This is a genomic window from uncultured Desulfovibrio sp., assembly GCF_944324505.1.
GTDB lineage: Bacteria > Desulfobacterota > Desulfovibrionia > Desulfovibrionales > Desulfovibrionaceae > Desulfovibrio.
The window spans coordinates 214702-234471 of sequence record NZ_CALUWO010000003.1 but is presented as its reverse complement, the minus strand read 5'-3'; the positions used below and the strand labels follow the sequence as shown (position 1 = coordinate 234471).

Genomic DNA, 19770 nt, shown 5'->3' with positions numbered 1-19770 from the left:
CGGCAACCCTGTTGTCGCCTTGTGTGCTTTGTGTGCTTCTCCGCTGCCGGCAAAAAGGCCGGGGTGCTGCTGTCCCGGCATGGGAGGTGCCCATGATCTCTCGGCAATGTACCCGCCACGCACGGGCTGTGCTGTGGGCGGTCCTGCTGTCTTGTCTGCTTGCCGGCACGGCCGGTGCCCGGACACTGACGGAATCTCCCCGTCTGGCCCAGCCGGAACAGGTGCTGCTTTCTCCTGCCGGTGCCCGGGTGACCGTGGCGGAGGAGGTCGCGGTCTGCCGGACGGAGCAGGGCGGTCTTGTGCGTCTTTTCCTTCCCGGGGCGGCCGATGCGGTGGCGCCGGACGTGCCGGGCCAGCAGGTGCTGCGCTGGAGCCTGCGGCCTCTGGCCCTGCCTGCCGAAGGGCAGGCGGCCCGTGAGCGGCAGCGCCTGCTGGACGAAGCGGACAGGCTTGACGGCCGCCTTGTGGCGCTGGATACGGCCCTGGCGCTGTACCGTCTGCCGGCCCGGGATGCGGCGTCCCTGCCCGCCGCCGCACTGAAGGACGCCGGTCGGCAGATTCTGGAAGATGTGGCCGCCCTGGGCCAGGAACGCGCCGCCGTGGAACGCCGCCTCAAGCAGCTGCGGGATATGCTGGCTGCCCGGCCCGCACTGCCGGATCAGGGGCAGGTGCTGGAAATCCTGCTGGCAGACGTGCCCGGGTCGCCGGTACGCGTCACGTGTTCCTACTCCCTGGAGCATTGCGGCTGGCGCCCCCGCTACAGCCTGGATGCCCGGCCCGCCACGGGAACCATCATGGCCCATATGCTGGCCGATGTGTGGCAGTATTCGGGGCAGGACTGGACCACCTGCCGTCTTTCGCTCATCAGCAGCCCCACAGGCTCGCTGCGCCCCGCAGCGCTGCCCAGCTGGGACATTGCAGGAGGGCCGGCGCCCCGCGGCAAGGCTGCCGGGGCCATGCTGGCTGCCCCCAGAGTCATGCAGGGCAGGGAAGGCTCCTCGCCGATCAATGCCGTGGAATCCGGCGCCTTTGTGCGCTGGGACGTGCCCGCCGCGGGCCTGCCCCAGGGCCGCTTTACCCTGTCCGTGGCACAGGAGAACTGGCATGCTCCCCTGAGCTGGCTGGCGCGTCCTGTCGACGGAGAGAGCCGGGTCTGGATGACGGCTCGTCATGTCTTCACCAGGGGAGCATCCTGGCCCGGCGGCCTCATGGAATGCCGCATCGACGGCCAGAGCGTGGGCACCGGCCTTTTCGCGCCGGAAAACGGTGAGGTACAGCTCTTTTTCGGCGCTGATCCGCGGGTGCATGTGACGGTAGAGCACGAAAGCCGCCGGCAGGGCGAAAGCGGCATCATCAATGCCCGCCGTCTCTGGCACTGGAACTGGACCTATACCCTGCGCAACGAACGCCAGAACGCCGTGGACGTACGGGTGGAGCGCCCCCTGCCGCGCGCCGTGGAGGAGAGCGTGCAGGTGACCATGCAGAATACGCCCGACGCCAGCGTGGACCGGGACGGCCGTACCCTGTACTGGACCATCAATGTCCCCGCCCGCCAGACAGCCACCATCCGTCATGGAGTGAGCCTTTCCGCACCAGCCGATCTGCCGCTGGAACCGGTGGCTCCGTAGGCTGCCGGGGAGCGGCCCGAGGCCCCTCCCGCACTTGCGGGACAGGCCCTTTTTCCGTAGGTTGGCGCCATGGCAAAAGTTCGCGAAGTGTACATCTGTTCTTCCTGCGGTGCCCGGACCCTGCAATGGCGCGGGCAGTGCCCCGGCTGCCACGAATGGAACACCCTGAAGGCCGTGGCGCAGCCGCGTTCCGGCAGTTCCGCCGCCGTTTCGGCCCGCCCGTCCCGCTCCGCTTCCCAGGGGGGGCGCCCCGTGCCGCTGCGCGACGTTTCCGACAGCGGGCATACGCCCTTTGCCAGCGGCATTGCCGCCCTGGACCGCGTGCTGGGCAAGGGGCTTGTGCCGGGTGCGGCCATTCTGGTGGGCGGGGAGCCGGGCATCGGCAAGTCAACCCTGCTGCTGCAGGTGGCCGGCAATGTGGCCAGGCAGGGGCGCAGCGTGCTCTATGCCAGCGGCGAGGAATCCCTGCCGCAGATCAAGGCCCGCGGCCAGCGTCTGGATGTGCTGCATGAGCACCTGCTGGCGCTGGCCACCTCCAGCGTGGAAGACATCATCAATGCCGTGGAGCTTTCCCCGCCTTCCCTGCTGGTGGTGGATTCGGTGCAGACCCTGACCAGTCTGGAGGCCGACGGCCTGCCCGGCAACGTCAGCCAGGTGCGCGCCGTGGCCACCGCTCTGCTGGACTGCTGCCGCCGCACCGGCAGCACGCTTATTCTGGTGGGGCATGTCACCAAGGACGGCACGCTGGCCGGGCCGCGCATGCTGGAACACATGGTGGACACCGTCATTTCTCTGGAAGGGGACCGCCGCCAGCTCTTCCGCCTGCTGCGCGTCTTCAAGAACCGCTTTGGTCCCAATGAGGAACTGCTGGTCTTTCGCATGGGGCAGCAGGGCATGGAGGTGGTGGACGATCCTTCCACCTTTTTTCTGGAGGCCCGTGATCCCGGCCTTTCGGGGACGGCGGTGGTCATGGCCGTGGACGGGCAGCGCCCCCTGGCAGTGGAGGTACAGGCTCTGGTGGCCCGAACCTTTCTCAATATTCCGCGCCGTGCCGCCCTGGGCTTTGATGCCAACCGCCTTCACCTGCTGCTGGCCGTGCTGGAAAAGCGCCTCAAGCTCAATTTCGGCCAGGTGGACATTTATGCCAAGGTCGGCGGCGGCATGAAGCTGCAGGAACCCGGCCTGGACCTGGCGCTGGTGGCGGCGGTGCTTTCGTCCTATTATGATGTGCCCCTGCCGGAAAAATGTATCCTCTGGGGCGAGGTGGACCTCAACGGACAGGTGCGCCCGGTGGCCGCGCACGCACAGCGTCTGCGCCAGGCGCAGCATCTGGGGTTTTCCCCCATCATTCATCCCGGAACGGGCAGGGGGGGCATTGCCACGGTGGCCGCCCTGCAACAGCAGCTCTTCCATCGCAGAGCAGGAGGCACGGCCCATGGCGCTTGAAGTGGAACGCAAATATCTTGATGCCGACTTTGCCCGGGTCCGCGCCCTGCTGGAGCAGCAGGGCGCCTGCTGCAAGGGCATTCATTTTGAGAGCAACGATATCTACGACACGCCCGACAATGCCTTTCTGCGCGGGCACCGCCTGCTGCGCCTGCGCCGGCAGGAATATGCCGACAGAACGGACTATGCCCTCACGCTCAAGCTGCCCGCCCAGACCGTCAACGGCTTCAAACGCCGCGAAGAATACGAGACCGCCGTGCAGGACGGGGACGTCATGCACCGCATCCTTCAGGGGCAGGGCTATGTGCTGGCGGCGCATTACGAGAAGTTCCGGGAATCGTGGCGGCTGCATGATGTGGCCGTGGACATGGACATCCTGCCCTTTGGCCAGTTCATCGAAATTGAAGGACCGGAAGAGGCCATCTGCCGTGTGGCGCAGCTGCTGGACCTTGACAGGCAGCCTACCAGTACTGACTCTTATCATACCCTGCACAGCCAGTGGCTGACCCGGCAGCACAAGACACCGCAGCGCTCCTTTGCCTTTGCCCCGCAGGAGGCGGACAGATGGCGTGCGGCACTGGGACTGCCGGACAGGAAAAAGGAGAACTAGCCCATGAGCTACCGTCCGCAGGAAGAAGAAGACGGGCAAAGCCTTGTGGAGGAGCGCGTCAGGGAGCCGCAGCGCTATGCCGTCTTCCTGCATAATGACGATTACACCAGCATGGACTTTGTGGTGGACATTCTGCGCAGCATTTTCCGCAAGAGTCCCCAGGAGGCCACGCGCATCATGCTTGCCGTGCATGAAAAGGGCATAGGCCGCTGTGGCGTCTATACGCAGGAAATTGCCGAAGCCAAGGTTTTTCATGTGACCCAGAAAGCCAGAGCCGCAGGGTTTCCCCTGCGCTGCACCATGGAGCCGGACTAGACACCATGTTGAGCACCGATGTTCAGGAAGTCATCAGCCTGGCCGTCATGACCATGCAGGAACGGCAGCACGAAATGCTGACCGTGGAACACCTTCTCTATGGCATGACCCTGACGGAGCAGGGGCGCCGCATTCTTGCCGGAAGCGGCGCTGACATTCAGGCGCTGGCCGCCTCTCTTGACGAATTCTTTACCAAGGAAATGGCGCAGGTTCCGCAGGCGGACCCTCCGGAAAAGATCATGCAGACCCCTGGCGTGCAGCGCACGCTGGAACGTGCGCTGGGGCATATCCGCTCGGCCGGACGCCCCCGGGTGGAACTGGGCGACCTGCTGGTGGCCCTCATGGACGAGGAGAGCAGCTATGCCGCCTATTTCCTGCGCCGCCAGGGGGCGGAGCGGCTGCATGTGCTCACCTTCATTTCCCACGGCATGGAAGAGGGCAATGGCTCCCGGGGCGTGAGCGAAGAATCCGCCGGCGACAGCCGGAAGGAAGACGCCGGCGCCGACGGCGAGGATGCCCTGGCCCGCTACACCACGGACCTTACCGCCCGCGCCGCCGAAGGACGCATTGACCCGCTGGTGGGGCGGGAAGCCGAACTCGACCGCGCCATGGAAGTGCTGTGCCGCCGGCGCAAGAACAATCCGCTTTTTGTGGGCGATCCCGGCGTGGGCAAGACGGCCCTGGCAGAGGGCCTGGCCCTGCGCATCAGCCAGGGCAGGGTGCCCCGCCCCCTGCGGGATGCCCGCCTCTTTGCCCTGGATATGGGTCTGGTGCTGGCCGGAACCCGCTACCGCGGCGACTTTGAACTGCGCCTGAAAAAAATTGTGGAGGCCCTCCAGGCCCTGCCGCATGCCCTGCTGTTCATTGATGAGCTGCACACCATCGTGGGAGCCGGCGCCACCTCCGGCGGCACCATGGATGCCTCCAACCTGCTCAAGCCCCTGCTGGCCAGCGGCGAGCTGCGCTGCATCGGTTCCACCACCTACGAGGAATACCGCAACCATCTGGAAAAGGACCGCGCCCTGGTACGGCGCTTTCAGCGCATCGACGTGCACGAGCCGTCCATCGAGGACTGCGTGGGCATTCTCGAGGGCCTGCAACAGCGCTACGCGGACTTTCACCACGTGCGCTACTCCCGGCCAGTTCTTAAAGCAATAGTTGAACTTTCTGCCCGACATGTCCGCGAGCGTCTGCTGCCGGACAAGGCCATTGACGTCATGGATGAAGCCGGTGCTGCCGTGCACCTGCGGCAGGAGGACGACACCGCCGGCAAACGCCGTCCTGCCGTAACCCTTCAGGAAGTGGAGCGCATTGTGGCCCGTATGGCCGGTGTGCCCCGACGCAGTGTGAGCGGCGGCGAGCGGGAACGCCTGCGCACCCTGGAAAGGGACCTCAACGCCAGCGTATTCGGGCAGGAGGCGGCCATTTCGCAGGTAAGCCGGGCTGTGCTGCGCTCCCGGGCCGGTCTGGGGCAGAGCGGCCGCCCGGCGGGCTGCTTTCTGTTCTACGGTCCCACGGGCGTCGGCAAAACCGAGGTGGCCCGCAGCCTGGCCCGCTGTCTGGGGGTGGACTTCCTGCGCTACGACATGAGCGAATACATGGAAAAGCATGCCGTTTCCCGGCTTATCGGTTCGCCGCCCGGCTATGTGGGCTTTGAACAGGGGGGCCTGCTCACCGAGGATGTGCGCAAATCGCCGTATTCCGTTGTTCTTCTTGATGAAATAGAAAAGGCCCATCCCGACATCTTTAATGTATTACTTCAAGTCATGGATTACGGCACCCTGACGGACAATACAGGGCGCAAGACCGACTTTTCGCATGTGCTGCTCATCATGACCTCCAATGCCGGGGCCTTTGAAATGTCCAGCAGTTCCGTGGGCTTTGCCCTGCGGGGCACCTCCTCCCACGGACCGGAGGAAGAGGCCGCCGCCCGAAAGGGGCGCAAGGCGCTGGAGCACCTGTTCAGCCCCGAATTCCGCAACAGACTGGATGCCATGGTGCCCTTTGCCAGCCTGAGCCGCCCCATGATGCTGCGCATTGTGGACAAGTTTGTGGCTGAGATCAGCAGCGAGCTGGCCCAGCGGCAGGTGAGCATCCGGCTTTCGCCGGCAGCCAGGCAGTATCTGGCCGAAAAGGGCTTTGACCCTGCCATGGGCGCCCGCCCCCTGCGCCGCCTGCTGCGCGAGCAGCTGGAAGACCCGCTGGCCGGAGAACTGCTCTTCGGCTGGTTGCAGAAGGGGGGAGCTGCCCGGCTGGATCTGTGCCAGGACCGCCTGTGCCTTGTGCAGGAAGCGGTGCGGAAACCACGCCAGTCCGCCGCCTCCGGGAAAAAAGCGTCCGGGAAGGCCCGGCCTGTCCGTCAGCACAGCGGGGAACAGACACCGCCTGGAGACGAGAGCGCATGAGGCTTGCCGCACGCCGTGTCTGCCGTGCCCGGCGCAGGCCCGTGATCCGGTGCGGCGCGTCTGCCGCCCCGGCGCCCGCCCACACCGCCGCGGCTCCGGACGCGCGCCCCGCCGGGGATCCCATCCGCTTTTTCGCTGACCAGTTTCCCCCCCTGTCCAGGGCACGGGAAGACGGCCTGCTCTGTCAGGGGGGCGATCTGCACCCGCTGCGTCTGCTGGCTGCCTACAGCCTGGGCATTTTCCCGTGGTACGGACGGGATCTGCCGCTGCTCTGGTGGTCGCCCGATCCACGCTGCATCCTTCCGCCGGAAGCCTTTCACCTGCCGCGGCGCAGCGCCCGTGCCTTGCGCCGGCAGCCCTTCAGACTGACCTGCGACGCGGCCTTTCCCGAGGTCATGCGGCAGTGCGCCGCCCCCAGGCGCCGCCAGCAGGACACCTGGATCACCGCCGACATGTACCGGGCCTATGTGCGTCTGCACGAAATGGGCTATGCCCATTCCATCGAGGTCTGGTGCAACGGGGAACTGGCCGGCGGACTCTACGGTGTGGCCCTGGGCGGCGCCTTTTTCGGCGAATCCATGTTTCACCGGGTCAGCGAAGCCTCGCGTGCGGCTCTGGCCGGTCTGGTGGACCTGCTGCGCCTGCGCGGCGCCACGCTGCTGGACTGCCAGCAGGAAAGCCCGCACATCATGCGCATGGGCGGCCGCCTTGTGCCCCGCACGGAATTCCAGCACAGGCTGCGGGACGCCCTGGCGCCGGCGGACGATCCCGCCTTTGCCCTGCACTGGAAACCCTGGACCACAGCCTATCATCACGACGGCCGGCGCTGGCAGGAGGCTGCCCATGTGTGAACCCATCTTTTCTCTGCAAAGCGATCATCAGCCCACGGGGGATCAGCCGGAAGCCATTGCCCAGCTGGTGGACAATATCCGGGCAGGGGTGCCGGCCCAGGTGCTTCTGGGGGTCACGGGATCGGGCAAAACCTTCACCATGGCCAATGTCATCGCGCGCTGCAACCGTCCCGCCCTGGTGCTGGCCCCCAACAAGACGCTGGCAGCCCAGCTCTACAGCGAATTCCGGGCGCTCTTTCCGCGCAACGCCGTGGAATATTTCGTCAGCTACTATGACTATTACCAGCCGGAAGCCTATGTGCCCGCGTCCGATACCTATATCGAAAAGGATTCGGCCATCAATGACGACATCGACAAGCTGCGCCATGCCGCCACCCATGCCCTGCTGACCCGGCGCGATGTCATCATCGTGGCCTCGGTTTCCTGCATCTACGGCCTGGGATCCCCGGAATACTACGCCAAGATGGTCATTCCCGTGGAGGCGGGGCAGCGCTTTCCCCTGGATGCCCTCATTGCCCGGCTGGTAGAGGTGCATTACGAGCGCAACGATTACGACTTCCACCGCGGCACCTTCCGGGTGCGCGGCGATGTGCTGGAAATCATTCCCGCCTATCACCACGAACGCGCCCTGCGTCTGGAATTCTTCGGGGACGAGATTGATGCCCTGCGCGAAATCGACCCGCTCACCGGTGAGGTGCTGGCCGATGTGGGCAAGACCGTCATCTATCCCGCCAGCCACTTTGTGTCGGCGCAGGACAATCTGCAACGCGCCTGCCGCGACATCCGGCAGGAATTGCAGGAACGCCTCGTCACCTTCCGGGAGCAGGGCAAGCTGGTGGAAGCCCAGCGGCTGGAGCAGCGCACGCAGCTGGACCTGGAAATGATCGAGGAGCTGGGCTACTGCAACGGCATCGAAAACTATACCCGCCACATGGACGGCCGCAAACCCGGCGAGCCGCCGTCCTGCCTGCTCAACTATTTCCCGGAAGACTACCTGCTGTTTGTGGACGAATCGCACATCACCGTGCCGCAGGTGGGCGGCATGTTCAAGGGCGACCGCTCACGCAAGGAAACGCTGGTCAACTACGGTTTTCGTCTGCCGTCGGCGCTGGACAACCGCCCCCTGCAGTTTGCGGAATTTCGCCAGCTCGTGCATCAGGCCGTCTATGTCTCGGCCACCCCCGGCAAATACGAGCTGGACGAGGCTCAGGGCATCGTGGCCGAACAGATTATCCGTCCCACCGGTCTGGTGGACCCGGACGTGGAGGTGCGCCCCACCAAGGGCCAGATGGAAGACCTGCTGGGCGAATGCCGCCAGCGCATTGCCAGCGGCGAACGGGTGCTGGTCACCACCCTGACCAAGCGCATGGCCGAAGACCTGACGGAATTCTGCTGCAACATGGGGGTCAGGGCACGGTATCTGCATTCGGACATCGAAACGCTGGAACGTCTGCAAATCCTGCGTGCCCTGCGTACCGGCGAATTTGACGTGCTGGTGGGCATCAACCTGCTGCGCGAAGGACTGGACCTGCCCGAAGTCTCCCTGGTCTGCATTCTCGACGCGGACAAGGAGGGCTTCCTGCGTTCCACCGGTTCGCTCATCCAGACCTTCGGCCGGGCCGCCCGCAACGAACACGGGCATGTCATCCTGTATGCGGATACGGTGACCCCCTCCATGCGCGCCGCCATGAACGAAACCTCCCGGCGGCGGGAAAAGCAGCTTGCCTACAATGCGGCCCACGGCATCATTCCCCGCCGCACGCAAAAGAGCCTGGATTCTCCGCTGGACGCCCTGTATGACAATGCCGAAGCCAAAAGCCGCGGCAAGGGCAGAGGCAAGGGGAAGGGCAGGGAAGCGCCGCCCGATGCCATGCCCCTTACCGCCGAGGAAACCGCCGAACGCATTGCCCAGCTGGAAAAGGACATGCGCGCCGCGGCCCGTGATCTGGAATTTGAACAGGCAGCCGAACTGCGCGACCGCATTCGCGCCCTGCGTGCCCGCCTCATAGCCCTGCCGGAGTAGCCATGCCCTCCCTCACTGATCTGCCGCTTTTTGCCAGCACCACGCCTCCCGGACCGGAACAGCGCATGAACGAGCTTGTGGCCCAGCTGGAACGGCACAACTACCTCTACCACACGCTGGATGCCCCGGAAATCAGCGATGCGGACTACGATGCCCTGTTCCGCGAACTCCAGGACCTGGAAGCCGCCCATCCCGAACTGCGCAGCCCCCATTCGCCCACCCTGCGCATCGGTGGCGGCCTGCTGCCCGGGCTGGACAAGCGGGCGCACAGCCAGCGCATGTACGGGCTGGACAATGTGTTCAGCAGCGAAGAATGGCAGGAATTTGTGGAGCGCATGCGCCGCGCCCTGCCCGAAGCGCCCACAGCCTTCTGGTGCGACCCCAAGCTGGACGGCCTGGCGCTGGAAATCATCTACGAAAAGGGCCTCATGACCGAAGCCCTCACACGGGGCGATGGCGAAACCGGCGAAGTGGTGACGGAAGCCGTGCGCACCATCAGAAACATTCCCCTGCACCTCATGGGCAAGGGAACGCTGCCCGACCGCCTGGAAGTGCGCGGCGAAGTGGTGATCTTCAAGCAGGATTTCCTTGCCCTGAATCAGCGGCGCGAAAGCCTTGGGCAGAAAGTCTTTGCCAATCCGCGCAACGCTGCCGCCGGCACCCTGCGCCAGCTGGATACCTCCGTAACCCGTCAGGTACCGCTGCGCTTTCTGGCCTACAGCATCGGTGCCGTGGCATGGGGCGCCGCGCCCCCCTGTCACCACCACAGCGAACTCATGGCCCGGCTCACGGACTATGGCTTCAGCACGCCCCCCGGGGGCAAGCTCTGTGCGGACCCCCAGGCCGTGGAAGCCTATGTGGAAACGGTGCGCCAGGGCCGTGCCGCCTTTCCCATGGAAATTGACGGCGCCGTGGCCAAGCAGGATGATCTGGACGCGCAGGAAGCCCTGGGCTACACGGCCCGTGCCCCGCGCTTTGCCGTGGCCTTCAAGTTTCCGGCCGTGCAGGTGCGCACCATCCTGCGCGCCATTGACATCCAGGTAGGGCGCACCGGTGTGCTCACGCCGGTGGCCGTGCTTGATCCCGTGGCTGTGGGCGGTGTCATGGTTTCCCGGGCCACCCTGCACAACGAGGATGAAATCCAGGCCAAGGACCTGCGCATCGGCGATACCGTGCTGGTGCAGCGGGCAGGGGATGTCATCCCCGAAGTTGTCGGCCCCGTGCGGGAACTGCGCCCGGCGGATGCCGTGCCCTTTGTCTTTCCGCATGTCTGCCCGGCCTGTGGCGAAACGGCCCATCGTGAGGCCGGCGAGGCGGCCTGGCGCTGCGACAACCTGAGCTGCCCGGCCATCCGCCTGCGGGCCATCAGTCATTTTGTTTCCAAGGCCGGTCTGGACATTCAGGGCATCGGTCAGAAGTGGATAGAGCAGCTGGTCAGCAGCGGGCGGGTGACCTCCCCCGCAGACCTCTTCACGCTGACCGTGCCGGAATTGCTGGATTACGATCGCATGGGCGAGGTGCTGGCTCAGAAAATGGTGGATGCCTTTCAGCAGGCCCGCCAGACGGCCACACTGCCACGCCTCATCAGCGCCCTGGGCATCCGCCATGTGGGCGAACAGACGGCCCGTCAGCTGGCCCGTCACTTTGCCGACATGACGGCACTTGCCCAGGCCAGTACGGAACAGCTCATCGCCATCGAGGATATCGGGCCGGAAGTGGCGGCCTCCATCCGGGCCTTTTTTGACAGCCATGCCAATCAGGCGCTGCTGCAACGCTTTCAGGCGCTGGGCCTCTGGCCGGTGAGCAGCGCGGAGCAGGGCACACAGGGCACAGATGCCGCCGGCAGTCCCCTGGCCGGCAAAACCATCCTGTTCACGGGAACCCTCTCCATGAAACGTGACGAGGCAGCCCGCATGGCCGAAGCCTGCGGCGCCACCGTGCTGGGCGGGGTCAGCAAGAAGCTGGATTACCTGGTGGCCGGTGAAAAGGCCGGCAGCAAACTGACAAAAGCCAGAGAACTGGGGATTCCCGTTCTGGACGAGGCGGCCTTCCTGGACATGCTGCGGGGGACCAGCTCCCCAGAGGACGCAGCACGCCACTGATGCCCCAGCCACATCCGGCATCCAAAACCCAAAGAACCACGCGCCCCCTGGGGCGCAGAAGACTTCAAGGAGTAGCTATGACAACGCAGCTTATCATCATGGGCGCCGGGGGCCGCATGGGCCAGACCATTGCCCGCCTGGCCAAGGAAGACCCGGCCTATCAGCTGGCCGCTCTTGTCGACCGCCCCGACTGTCTGGACCGCCTGCGCGGCGAAACCTGCCTGGTGGCTGACAGCCTTGACGCCGTGCTGCCCCGGTGTCCCGGTGCCAGCATCATCGATTTTACCGCCCCTGCCGTCAGCCTGAACACGGCCCGCACCGCATGCCGCACGGGCAACCCCGTGGTCATCGGCACCACGGGGCTGGATGATGCCCAGAAGGCCGAACTGGCCGAACTGGCCAGGAAAACGCCCCTGTTCTGGTCCTCCAACATGAGCGTGGGCGTCAATGTGCTGCTGAAGATTCTGCCCGAACTCACCCGGGCGCTGGGCGAAAAGTATGATATCGAAATGATGGAAGTGCATCACAACCGCAAGAAGGATGCGCCCAGCGGGACGGCCCTGTCCCTGGGAGAATGCCTGGCTGAAGCCCGCGGCTGGAAGCTGTCCGATGTGCGCTGCTCCGCGCGGGACGGCATCATCGGCGAACGGCCCAAGGCCCAGATCGGCATTCAGGCCCTGCGGGGCGGCGATGTGGTGGGCATCCACACGGTCTATTTCTTCGGGCCTGGCGAACGTATCGAGGTTACCCATCAGGCACACTCGCGGGATACCTTTGCCCAGGGTGCGCTGCGGGCAGCGGCCTGGATGCAGGGCAGGACAGCAGGTCGCCTTTACGGGATGCAAGACATATTCTAGATTTTTTCTTGATATTCTGCATCCTTTGGGATATCAGGAAAACAGCGCGTGTTTGCCGGGCAGTCAGGACTGGGCTGCCCGGCTGACTCCGTGGCATTCCTGCCCCCGTGAAAGGCCGCACAACGCCGGCCCCCTCGCGGCAGCAGGGAGTCCCCACGGCAACGCATGTGCGCTTCGCAGCAGGGCAGAGGCCGCCCGCCAACGGTCCGTATGCGGGCGGGGTTTCCCTCCGTGCTGCGCAATTGTGATCTTCCGGGGGAGACATGCCGCAGGTAGCCGCTCGTATCAATGAGGACCAGGAACGCTGGCTCAAAGATTATTTCCGCACCAAAAGCGCGGGGGCAGAATTCATTCTGCCCTGGGCGGTGGACACCTTCTTTCGGGCCATCACGACCATCAAGAGCATGTTCACGGCAGAAGAGCTGAAAACCGTGGTGGAAGCCCACAAGGACATGAAGCTCATGCCCGACAATTCGCGCCTTTCCTATCTGCTGCTGCGCGTCAGCGATGCCTGCGAGATCAACCACGTGCATCTGCGCCACGGGGCCAGCCGCTCCAGCCTGGAAAGCAAGCTCAAGACCCTGGACGACACGCAGGCCACCGCCCTCATGGTCTGGGCCTCGGCCTTCTGGGTCAGCCGCAACTGCTCGGCGGAAAGTCTGGACGAATACATCCGCTCCTACTGATACGCGCCCCTTTCCCGCATCCGCATTTCAGAGATCTGCCACATGGTGGCAGATCCCTTTTTTATCATAAAAACAGTGCCCTGCCAGCAGGGCAGGGCACTGATGAAAAGCATCACGGTAGAATCCCGTCCGGGCCGCAAGGGATGTCCTGGCGCACGGGGCCTGCCTTACTCGTTCGTGCACGTGCCCGGCTCCCCGTGCGGAGTGCCGGCGGCAGCGTGCCGCTGAAAAAACGACGGCACCTCCCGGCAACTCCTCTCTGCAAAAGCTGCACCACCAAAAAGCGGAGCACCTGCGGACAAGGGGGCCTGCGCCAGGGGGAAAAGGCATGTCCGTTTCCCCCTTTCCCGCGCGTACCTGCCGGAGGGCGGCCGCGTCAACGCTGCTCCCTAGGGCATTTTGATGCCCACAAAGCGGCGCACCTGATCCCGGATGGCAATTTCCGTGGGCAGGCGCTCCATGCTGCTGGCCCCGTAGAAGCCCTGAATTCCCGTGCAGCGCTGCAAAATATAGGCGGCGTCCTCGGGATTGGCTATGGGACCGCCATGACACAGGCAGATGACATCATCCCGCACGCTGCGGGCCGCATCCACCCACTCGTTGATAAGGTCAACGCAGGTGTCCAGAGTCTTGGCGGTCTGGGCGCCAATGGTTCCGGCCGTGGTCAGTCCCATGTGCGGCACAAGAATATCTGCCCCGGCCCTGGTCATGTTCACGGCATCTTCCGCCGAAAAGACATAGGGCGTGGTCAGCATGTCCATCTTGTGAGCACGGGCCACGGCCTCCACCTCAAGCTGATAGCTCATGCCCGTTTCTTCCAGATTGGCGCGGAACACCCCGTCAATCAGGCCCACCGTGGGAAAGTTCTGCACCCCGGCAAAGCCTTCGTCCTTGAGGCGCTTCAAAAAGACATCCCAGTTGCAGAAGGGGTCCGTACCGTTGATGCCGGCCAGCACGGGCACGTTTTTGACCACGGGCAGCACTTCACGAGCCAGGTCCAGCACAATGTCATTGGCATTGCCATAGGCCAGCAGCCCGGCCAGCGATCCGCGCCCGGCCATGCGGTAGCGGCCGGAATTGTAGATGACGATGAGGTCAATGCCACCGGCTTCCTCGCACTTGGCGGAAATGCCTGTCCCGGCTCCGCCGCCGATAATGGGTTCATGACGCTGAATCTTGGCACGCAGTCTGGCAAGAATTTCGGAACGGGTCATGGTGTTCTCCCTGAAATTCAGTTGGTGATCTGGCGGAAGGCCGCCACGGCAGCCGCCGCAAAGGCCGGATCATTGATATGCGCGGGAATGCGCAGAAGCTGATGCCGTGCATCCTGCCGGAAATGCGTTTCCAGCGCCGAAAAGAGGGCGGCATCCGCCTCGGGATCGTAAAAGGGCATGCCGGGGGCATCGATGGCCGAAACGCCGCCTTCCGGCAGCAGAAAACGCACAGCACCGGGCATGCGGTTCAGGCGCTCGGCAATCCACTGCCCCATGCGGGCATTCTCTTCCGGTGTGGTGCGCATGAGCGTCACATTGGCATTGTGCACATAGAGGTTGCGGTCGCGGTATTTCTCCGGCACGGTGGGCATGGCCGCAAAATTGACCATGTCCAGCGCCCCCACACTGCCCACATAGGGGATGCCGCTGCGTATGATGGCCCCCAGGCGATCCTCGCCGGCGCTCATATTGCCCCCCATGTGCAGATCGCAGATTTCCGTCAGCGTCATGTCCAGAACGTGATGCAGCATGCCGGAATCCACCAGCTTTTCAAAGGCCCGGCCCCCCGTGCCTGTGGCATGGAAGACCAGCGGCTCGTAGTCCGCTTCCAGCAGGGCGCAGAGATGCTGCACGCAGGGCGTGGTCACGCCGAACATGGTCATGCCCACAAGCTCTCTGCTGTCTGCTGCCGGCGGCAGGCTGTGCAGCAGCATGCCCCCCAGAGCGTGCGCCGCATTCCCCAGAATGCGCCGGGTAATGCGATTGATGCCCTGCACATCGGCCACGGACGGCATCATGCAGATATCCGTGGGGCCGACATAGGGGGCCACATCTCCCGAGGCCACGGTGGATACCATGAGTTTGGGCGTGCCCACGGGCAGGGCGCGCATGCCCCGCGTGACCACGGCCGTATTGCCGGAGCCACCCATGCCCATGACGCCACCCAGGTCCGCACACGAAGGCAGAAAGGCCTCCAGCAGCTGACTGATGCGCTCCAGCGCCTTGCCCCTGTCCGTGATGCCGGCAAAGAACGCCCTGTCCTGATCGCGCAAGGCAACAACACCCCAGTTTCCGGCCACCTGCTCGCAGGGGAAGATGCCCACATCCACCACGCAGACGGGAATCCCCATGCCCGTCAGAATGTCCGCCACAAAGGCGATCTCGTGCTGCTTGGTATCCAGGGTTCCGATGACATAGGCTTTCTTCATGGGGCCTCCTTTGCGTGCCGCGCACATGGCAGAGCAGCCCGCGGTCCGCTTTTTTTCTGGCTAGCAGAGAACGCCGGCGGGTGCAATGCGGGAAAACGTGCACAGCACTGCGGCCGCGCAGCCCGCAGGAAACGGACCGTCAGGCGGCATCATTCTGCGCCATCATTTGCCAAAGGGACAGATGGGGTAGCGGCACTGCGGGCAGGACGCACAGAATCCGCCGTGCCCCATGGCGGCAATGTCGCCCGGCAGAATGTCCAGGCCGGCCAGCAGGCGCGGCACGGTCAGCTCGAAAATGCTGGCCTTGTGATACATGACGCAGCCGGGCAGCCCCAGCACGGGCACACGCCGGCCTGCAACGGGCAGAAAGGCCAGCAGGAACATGGCGCCGGGATAGACCGGAGCACCGTAGCTGACGATCTCCGCTCCCGTGGCGCGGATGGAGGCGGGCGTCTTGTCGTCCGGGTCCACGGACATGCCCCCCGTTACCACCACCATGTCCGCTCCCTGATGGACAAAGTCCATGATGGCCCCCGAGGTCATGGCCTCGTCATCGCTGCTGAAGGTCTGCCCCAGCACCGTGCAGCCCAGGTCGGCAAACTTCTGGCGCAGCACCGGACCAAAGGCATCCTTGATGCGGCCGTTGTAGATTTCGCTGCCGGTGGTCACAATGCCCACGGAAGCCGGAGACAGCGGATGCACCTGGATGACGGGCCGGCTGACCAGCGCCTCCATGCGGCGCAGCCGTGCATCATCGATCATGAGCGGAACCACCCGCGTTCCCGCCACATCCTGCCCCTTTTCCACCAGGCGCATGGAATGGAGCGTGGCCAGGGTAATTTCGCCAATACTGTTGATGGCCGCAAGCACGGGAACATCCACCTCAAGAATGCCGCGACAGGTGGCGGAAAAATTGATGCGACCTTCCCTGGGGTCACTGCAGCTGAGGTTGGCCCCGCAGACGGCGGCGGCAATGCGGGCTGCCGCGTCGTTTTCGTGCACCATGCCAGGGGCAGGTTCGTAGACGTAGAGGTGCTCCTTGCCCACATCCAGCAGCACGGGGATGTCCTCTTCGCGCACCACATGTCCCTTGCGGAACACCGGCCCCTTGCTTTCTCCCGGCACAATGCGGGTTATGTCGTGGCAGAGCACCGTACCCACGGCCTCGCGTACATCAATGACCTTCATCTGCATTTTTGCCATACGTCCTCCAGAACCTTCGGGAAAGGCTGCGCCCGTTTGCGATACGGGAACTCCAACAGGGTAGCAGAACGGAGCCAAAGTGCAAGCGCTGCGCCCCGATTCACACAGCCCCCGGGCAGGCCGGCGCGCATTGACAGGAAACGCAATCTCTGCAAGATGAAGCAGGCGGGTGCATGTCGCCCGCAAGGAGCCATTATGAAAAAAATCGTGCCCATTCTGGCGCTTATGCTGGCAGCATCGCTTCAGGGCTGCCTTTTTGGCGGCGAGGATGCCACGCCGCCCCACCAGCCGGGACCGGTGGAAAGTTTTCTGATCAATGCCGCGCCCGGCGCCTCCACCACGCTGGATGACCCCCAGTTCGGCCCGCAGGTGCAGGTTCTTCTGGAAGACCTGTTTACCTCTGCCACCGGCGAGGACTGCAAGCGCGCCACCGTGCGCAGTCAGCACAACGAAGCCGAAGTGGTGGTGATCTGCAAGGATGGCAAGGGCGTCTGGCGTCTGGCACCCCGCGTCTGGGGGCAGGGTCTCAGCAATCCCGCCGCCGGGCAGGGCAGCTCGCCTGATGCACCGGCGCAGGGCCAGGCCACGCCAGCGGCAGAGCCGGCCGCAAAATAGCCCGCGCTGCCTTCGCTCGCATTCCCGGGTCCGGTCCGCCGGACCCGCCCTGTTTGCGGGAAAGGACATGCCCCCGGCATGCCTTTCTCTTGTGAGGAACTCCCATGAAATATGCCTTTTTTTCCCTGCTGCTTCTGGCGCTCTGCCTGTCTGCCCGGCCCGCCCCCGCCGCCGACAGCCCGACCCCCTACGGGGCCAATCTGTTTCAGGGCAACTTCAGCAAGGGCAGCACCGATGCCGGCAACCGGCAGATCATGCCCGGCGACCGCATCGTCCTTCGGCTGTGGGGCGGCAGCCTGACCGTGGATGACACCCTGACCGTGGATTCCGCCGGTCATGTGTCCCTTCCTGGCGTGGGGGACATGATGGTGGCCGGTCTGGCCTACAGCCGTCTTAATGATGCCATCAAGAGCAAACTGGCTGCCTCTGGCCATGGCGACAGCCAGATCTATGTGGCTCCGCTGGACAATCAGCCCGTGTCCCTCTTCATCACCGGCAATGTGGCCCGGCCAGGCCGCTACAGTGGCACTCCCGGCGATACGGTGCTGGCCTTTCTGGACAAGGCCGGCGGCATTGACCCCCGGCGCGGCAGCTATCGTGACATCGAGCTGACACGCGGGGGCAGAGTAGTGCAGACCTTTGACCTCTATCCCTTTATCCAGCGCGGCGATCTGCCGCAGATCCGCTTTATGGATGGCGATACCCTGGTGGTGCGAGACAAGGGCCCCACGGTCAGCGTGGCCGGCGTGGTGCGCAACAGTGCCCTGTTCGAGCTGCGGCCGGGCAAGACATCCGGCAAAGAGCTGCTGCGCCTGGCTGATCCCGAAAATACGGCCAGCCACATTTCCCTCAAGGGTATCCGCAACGGAACCCCCTACAATACCTATCTGCCGCTGCGCGAGCTGGATGGCCTCATCCTGCAGGATGGTGACCAGCTGACCTTCATGGCCGACAATCCGGGCAATACCCTGACCGTGCAGGTCCAGGGCGCGGTGCGCGGCGCACGCAGTTTCCCGGTGCGGCGCGGGGCACGCCTGGGCGAAGTGCTTCAGTTCATTGCCGTGGAACCGGGACGGGCCAATATCGAAGGCATCCACATCAAGCGCAAGAGCGTGGCTCAGCAACAGAAAAAGGCCATTGCCGACGGCCTGCGCCGCCTGGAGGAAAGCGCCCTCACGGCCTCTTCGTCCAGTTCGGAAGAAACGCAGATCCGCGCCAAGGAAGCGGAAATGATCAGCAAGTTTGTGGAGCGCGCCAAAACCGTGGAACCCGAGGGCATTGTGGTGCTGGGCAATGGCGACAAGGTGGGTGACCTGGCCCTGGAAGACGGGGACGTCATCGTCATACCCGCCAAAAGCGATGTGGTGCTTGTCAACGGCGAAGTCATGATGCCGCAGGCCATGCTCTGGGATGAGGACAAGGACCTGGACGACTACATCAAAGGGGCTGGCGGCTACAACAACCGGGCGGATCAGGAGCATGTGCTGGTCATGCACCAGAACGGCTCCGTATCCCACGATGCGGACGACATTCACGCCGGGGATCAGATCCTTGTGCTGCCGCGCGTGGAGTCCAAGAACATGCAGGCCGTCAAGGACGTTTCCACGGTGCTCATGCAGGTGGCAGTTTCGGCCGGAACAGTCCTGCGCCTGGCCACAGGGCTGTAGAACGCCTTTTCCTCTCCCGCGTGAAGAATGCCCCGCTCCGGCGGGGCTTTTCGTTTTGCGGCAGGGGAGCTATGCTGCCTGCCAGACCAGTACAGGGAGACATCATGCACATCATCTGTCAGCAATGCGGCGCCAGGCACCTGCTGGAAACGCAGCAGATCGGCTGGGGCCTTGCCCTTGTCTATGACCGCAGAACCCCCACGGAATATGCCATTGACGGCCGCTGGCGGCAGCGCTGCCCCTGCGGGGCACGGCTGGAAGTGGTCTTTGCGTGCCATGACGACGGCCACAGGCTGCTGCCCCGGTCCCCCCGCTTTCTGCACTGCCTTCCCGCGCCGGAGGATCGCGGCTATGTCTATCTTGCGCCCAGGCGCGGCGCGGAACTGTTCTGTGATGCGCAGGACTGCTGCGAAAGCAGCCCCGTTCTTCACCAGGCCTGCTGTCCCCGTGTGCGCCTGCCAGCAGCGGAGGATCAGCCAGAGCCGGCCACGGCAGAACGCCTGTTCTGACCATCGACGCGCCATGGGACAGCAATAGTGACGTGGAAAACGTAGCCGCGGAGGAGGGCGCGCCCCTGAATGTCAGGCAGCCCTGACGCCTGTGGCGCGCATAACAAAAACGCCCCTGCTTGCGCAGGGGCGGAAGTTTCGTGGCTCCCCGAGACGGACTTGAACCGCCAACCTAGTGATTAACAGTCACCCGCTCTGCCGATTGAGCTATCGGGGAATGTGTCGAACCAACGAAGATGTGTTTACCGAAAGCACCGCTTTCTGTCAAGGAAAAATCCGCTTTTTTTTGCAAACATATCCGACGGGCCAAACGAGGAGCACGAAACAGCCCTTGCCAAATCACCACGCGCCGCCTTGAAGCAGCAAATAGAAAGACAGTTATTTATCTTGAAGTACTCCACCAATTAAGATAATTTCTTACCATATCGCAT

At 64.2% G+C, this 19770-nt stretch carries 16 protein-coding genes and 1 tRNA gene; 13 read left to right on the top strand and 4 right to left on the bottom strand.

Annotation, left to right across the window (positions count from 1 at the left end; genetic code table 11):
* Positions 1 to 92 precede the first annotated feature (92 nt).
* The 10 genes from Q0J57_RS05330 to Q0J57_RS05285 all read left to right on the top strand — a co-directional run bounded on the left by Q0J57_RS05330 (position 93) and on the right by Q0J57_RS05285 (position 12923).
* The gene (locus tag Q0J57_RS05330) at positions 93 to 1628 is read left to right on the top strand and encodes a DUF4139 domain-containing protein (protein ID WP_297217897.1); all 1536 of its coding nucleotides are present in this window, start codon (positions 93 to 95) and stop codon (positions 1626 to 1628) included.
* A gap of 69 nt (positions 1629 to 1697) precedes the next feature.
* Positions 1698 to 3074 carry a DNA repair protein RadA gene (gene radA / locus Q0J57_RS05325; protein WP_297217892.1) on the top strand — a complete coding sequence of 459 codons (1377 nt, stop codon included), beginning with the start codon at positions 1698 to 1700 and terminating at the stop codon, positions 3072 to 3074.
* Entirely contained in the window at positions 3064 to 3684 is a 621-nt protein-coding gene (locus Q0J57_RS05320; RefSeq protein WP_297217889.1) for a class IV adenylate cyclase, read from the top strand. The genes radA and Q0J57_RS05320 overlap by 11 nt, the downstream gene beginning before the upstream one ends.
* A 3-nt stretch (positions 3685 to 3687) precedes the next feature.
* On the top strand, positions 3688 to 3999 hold the full coding sequence (locus Q0J57_RS05315) for an ATP-dependent Clp protease adaptor ClpS (protein ID WP_297217887.1): 312 nt from the start codon (positions 3688 to 3690) through the stop codon (positions 3997 to 3999).
* Between the two features lie 5 nt (positions 4000 to 4004).
* A complete protein-coding gene (gene clpA, locus Q0J57_RS05310; RefSeq protein WP_297217884.1) occupies positions 4005 to 6404 on the top strand; it encodes an ATP-dependent Clp protease ATP-binding subunit ClpA in 2400 nt (799 codons plus the stop codon).
* Positions 6401 to 7255, top strand: a complete 855-nt coding sequence (aat, locus tag Q0J57_RS05305) for a leucyl/phenylalanyl-tRNA--protein transferase (RefSeq protein WP_297217880.1) — start codon at positions 6401 to 6403, stop codon at positions 7253 to 7255. The genes clpA and aat overlap by 4 nt, the downstream gene beginning before the upstream one ends.
* The gene (gene uvrB, locus Q0J57_RS05300) at positions 7248 to 9278 is read left to right on the top strand and encodes an excinuclease ABC subunit UvrB (protein ID WP_297217877.1); all 2031 of its coding nucleotides are present in this window, start codon (positions 7248 to 7250) and stop codon (positions 9276 to 9278) included. Before aat ends, uvrB begins: the two co-directional genes overlap by 8 nt.
* 65 nt (positions 9279 to 9343) lie before the next feature.
* Positions 9344 to 11380, top strand: a complete 2037-nt coding sequence (ligA, locus tag Q0J57_RS05295; protein WP_297218147.1) for an NAD-dependent DNA ligase LigA — start codon at positions 9344 to 9346, stop codon at positions 11378 to 11380.
* A gap of 77 nt (positions 11381 to 11457) precedes the next feature.
* The gene (gene dapB / locus Q0J57_RS05290) at positions 11458 to 12237 is read left to right on the top strand and encodes a 4-hydroxy-tetrahydrodipicolinate reductase (RefSeq protein WP_297217873.1); all 780 of its coding nucleotides are present in this window, start codon (positions 11458 to 11460) and stop codon (positions 12235 to 12237) included.
* Positions 12238 to 12500: 263 nt separating this feature from the next.
* Positions 12501 to 12923 (top strand): hypothetical protein, encoded by a 423-nt coding sequence (locus tag Q0J57_RS05285; protein ID WP_297217871.1) that lies wholly within the window; start codon positions 12501 to 12503, stop codon positions 12921 to 12923.
* A gap of 389 nt (positions 12924 to 13312) precedes the next feature.
* Here the strand turns inward: Q0J57_RS05285 and Q0J57_RS05280 are convergent, their stop codons facing one another.
* From Q0J57_RS05280 to Q0J57_RS05270, 3 genes are all read right to left on the bottom strand, one after another.
* Positions 13313 to 14137, bottom strand: coding sequence for a phosphoenolpyruvate hydrolase family protein (locus tag Q0J57_RS05280; RefSeq protein ID WP_297217868.1), 825 nt, complete (start codon positions 14135 to 14137; stop codon positions 13313 to 13315).
* Positions 14138 to 14154: 17 nt separating this feature from the next.
* Complete coding sequence (locus Q0J57_RS05275) at positions 14155 to 15345, bottom strand: Tm-1-like ATP-binding domain-containing protein (RefSeq protein ID WP_297217866.1); 1191 nt, start codon at positions 15343 to 15345, stop codon at positions 14155 to 14157.
* A gap of 162 nt (positions 15346 to 15507) precedes the next feature.
* Entirely contained in the window at positions 15508 to 16533 is a 1026-nt protein-coding gene (locus tag Q0J57_RS05270; RefSeq protein WP_363315463.1) for a molybdopterin-binding protein, read from the bottom strand.
* Between the two features lie 210 nt (positions 16534 to 16743).
* Here Q0J57_RS05270 and Q0J57_RS05265 point away from each other — a divergent pair, with 210 nt between their 5' ends.
* The 3 genes from Q0J57_RS05265 (at position 16744) to Q0J57_RS05255 (ending at position 19339) form a co-directional block, all read left to right on the top strand.
* Positions 16744 to 17163 (top strand): DVU3141 family protein, encoded by a 420-nt coding sequence (locus tag Q0J57_RS05265; RefSeq protein ID WP_297217860.1) that lies wholly within the window; start codon positions 16744 to 16746, stop codon positions 17161 to 17163.
* A 104-nt stretch (positions 17164 to 17267) separates the two neighbouring features.
* Positions 17268 to 18830, top strand: a complete 1563-nt coding sequence (locus Q0J57_RS05260; RefSeq protein WP_297217857.1) for a polysaccharide biosynthesis/export family protein — start codon at positions 17268 to 17270, stop codon at positions 18828 to 18830.
* A gap of 104 nt (positions 18831 to 18934) precedes the next feature.
* Positions 18935 to 19339 (top strand): hypothetical protein, encoded by a 405-nt coding sequence (locus Q0J57_RS05255; protein ID WP_297217855.1) that lies wholly within the window; start codon positions 18935 to 18937, stop codon positions 19337 to 19339.
* A gap of 141 nt (positions 19340 to 19480) precedes the next feature.
* Here Q0J57_RS05255 and Q0J57_RS05250 read toward each other — a convergent pair.
* Positions 19481 to 19556: transfer RNA gene (locus Q0J57_RS05250), tRNA-Asn, on the bottom strand.
* Positions 19557 to 19770: the final 214 nt, after the last annotated feature.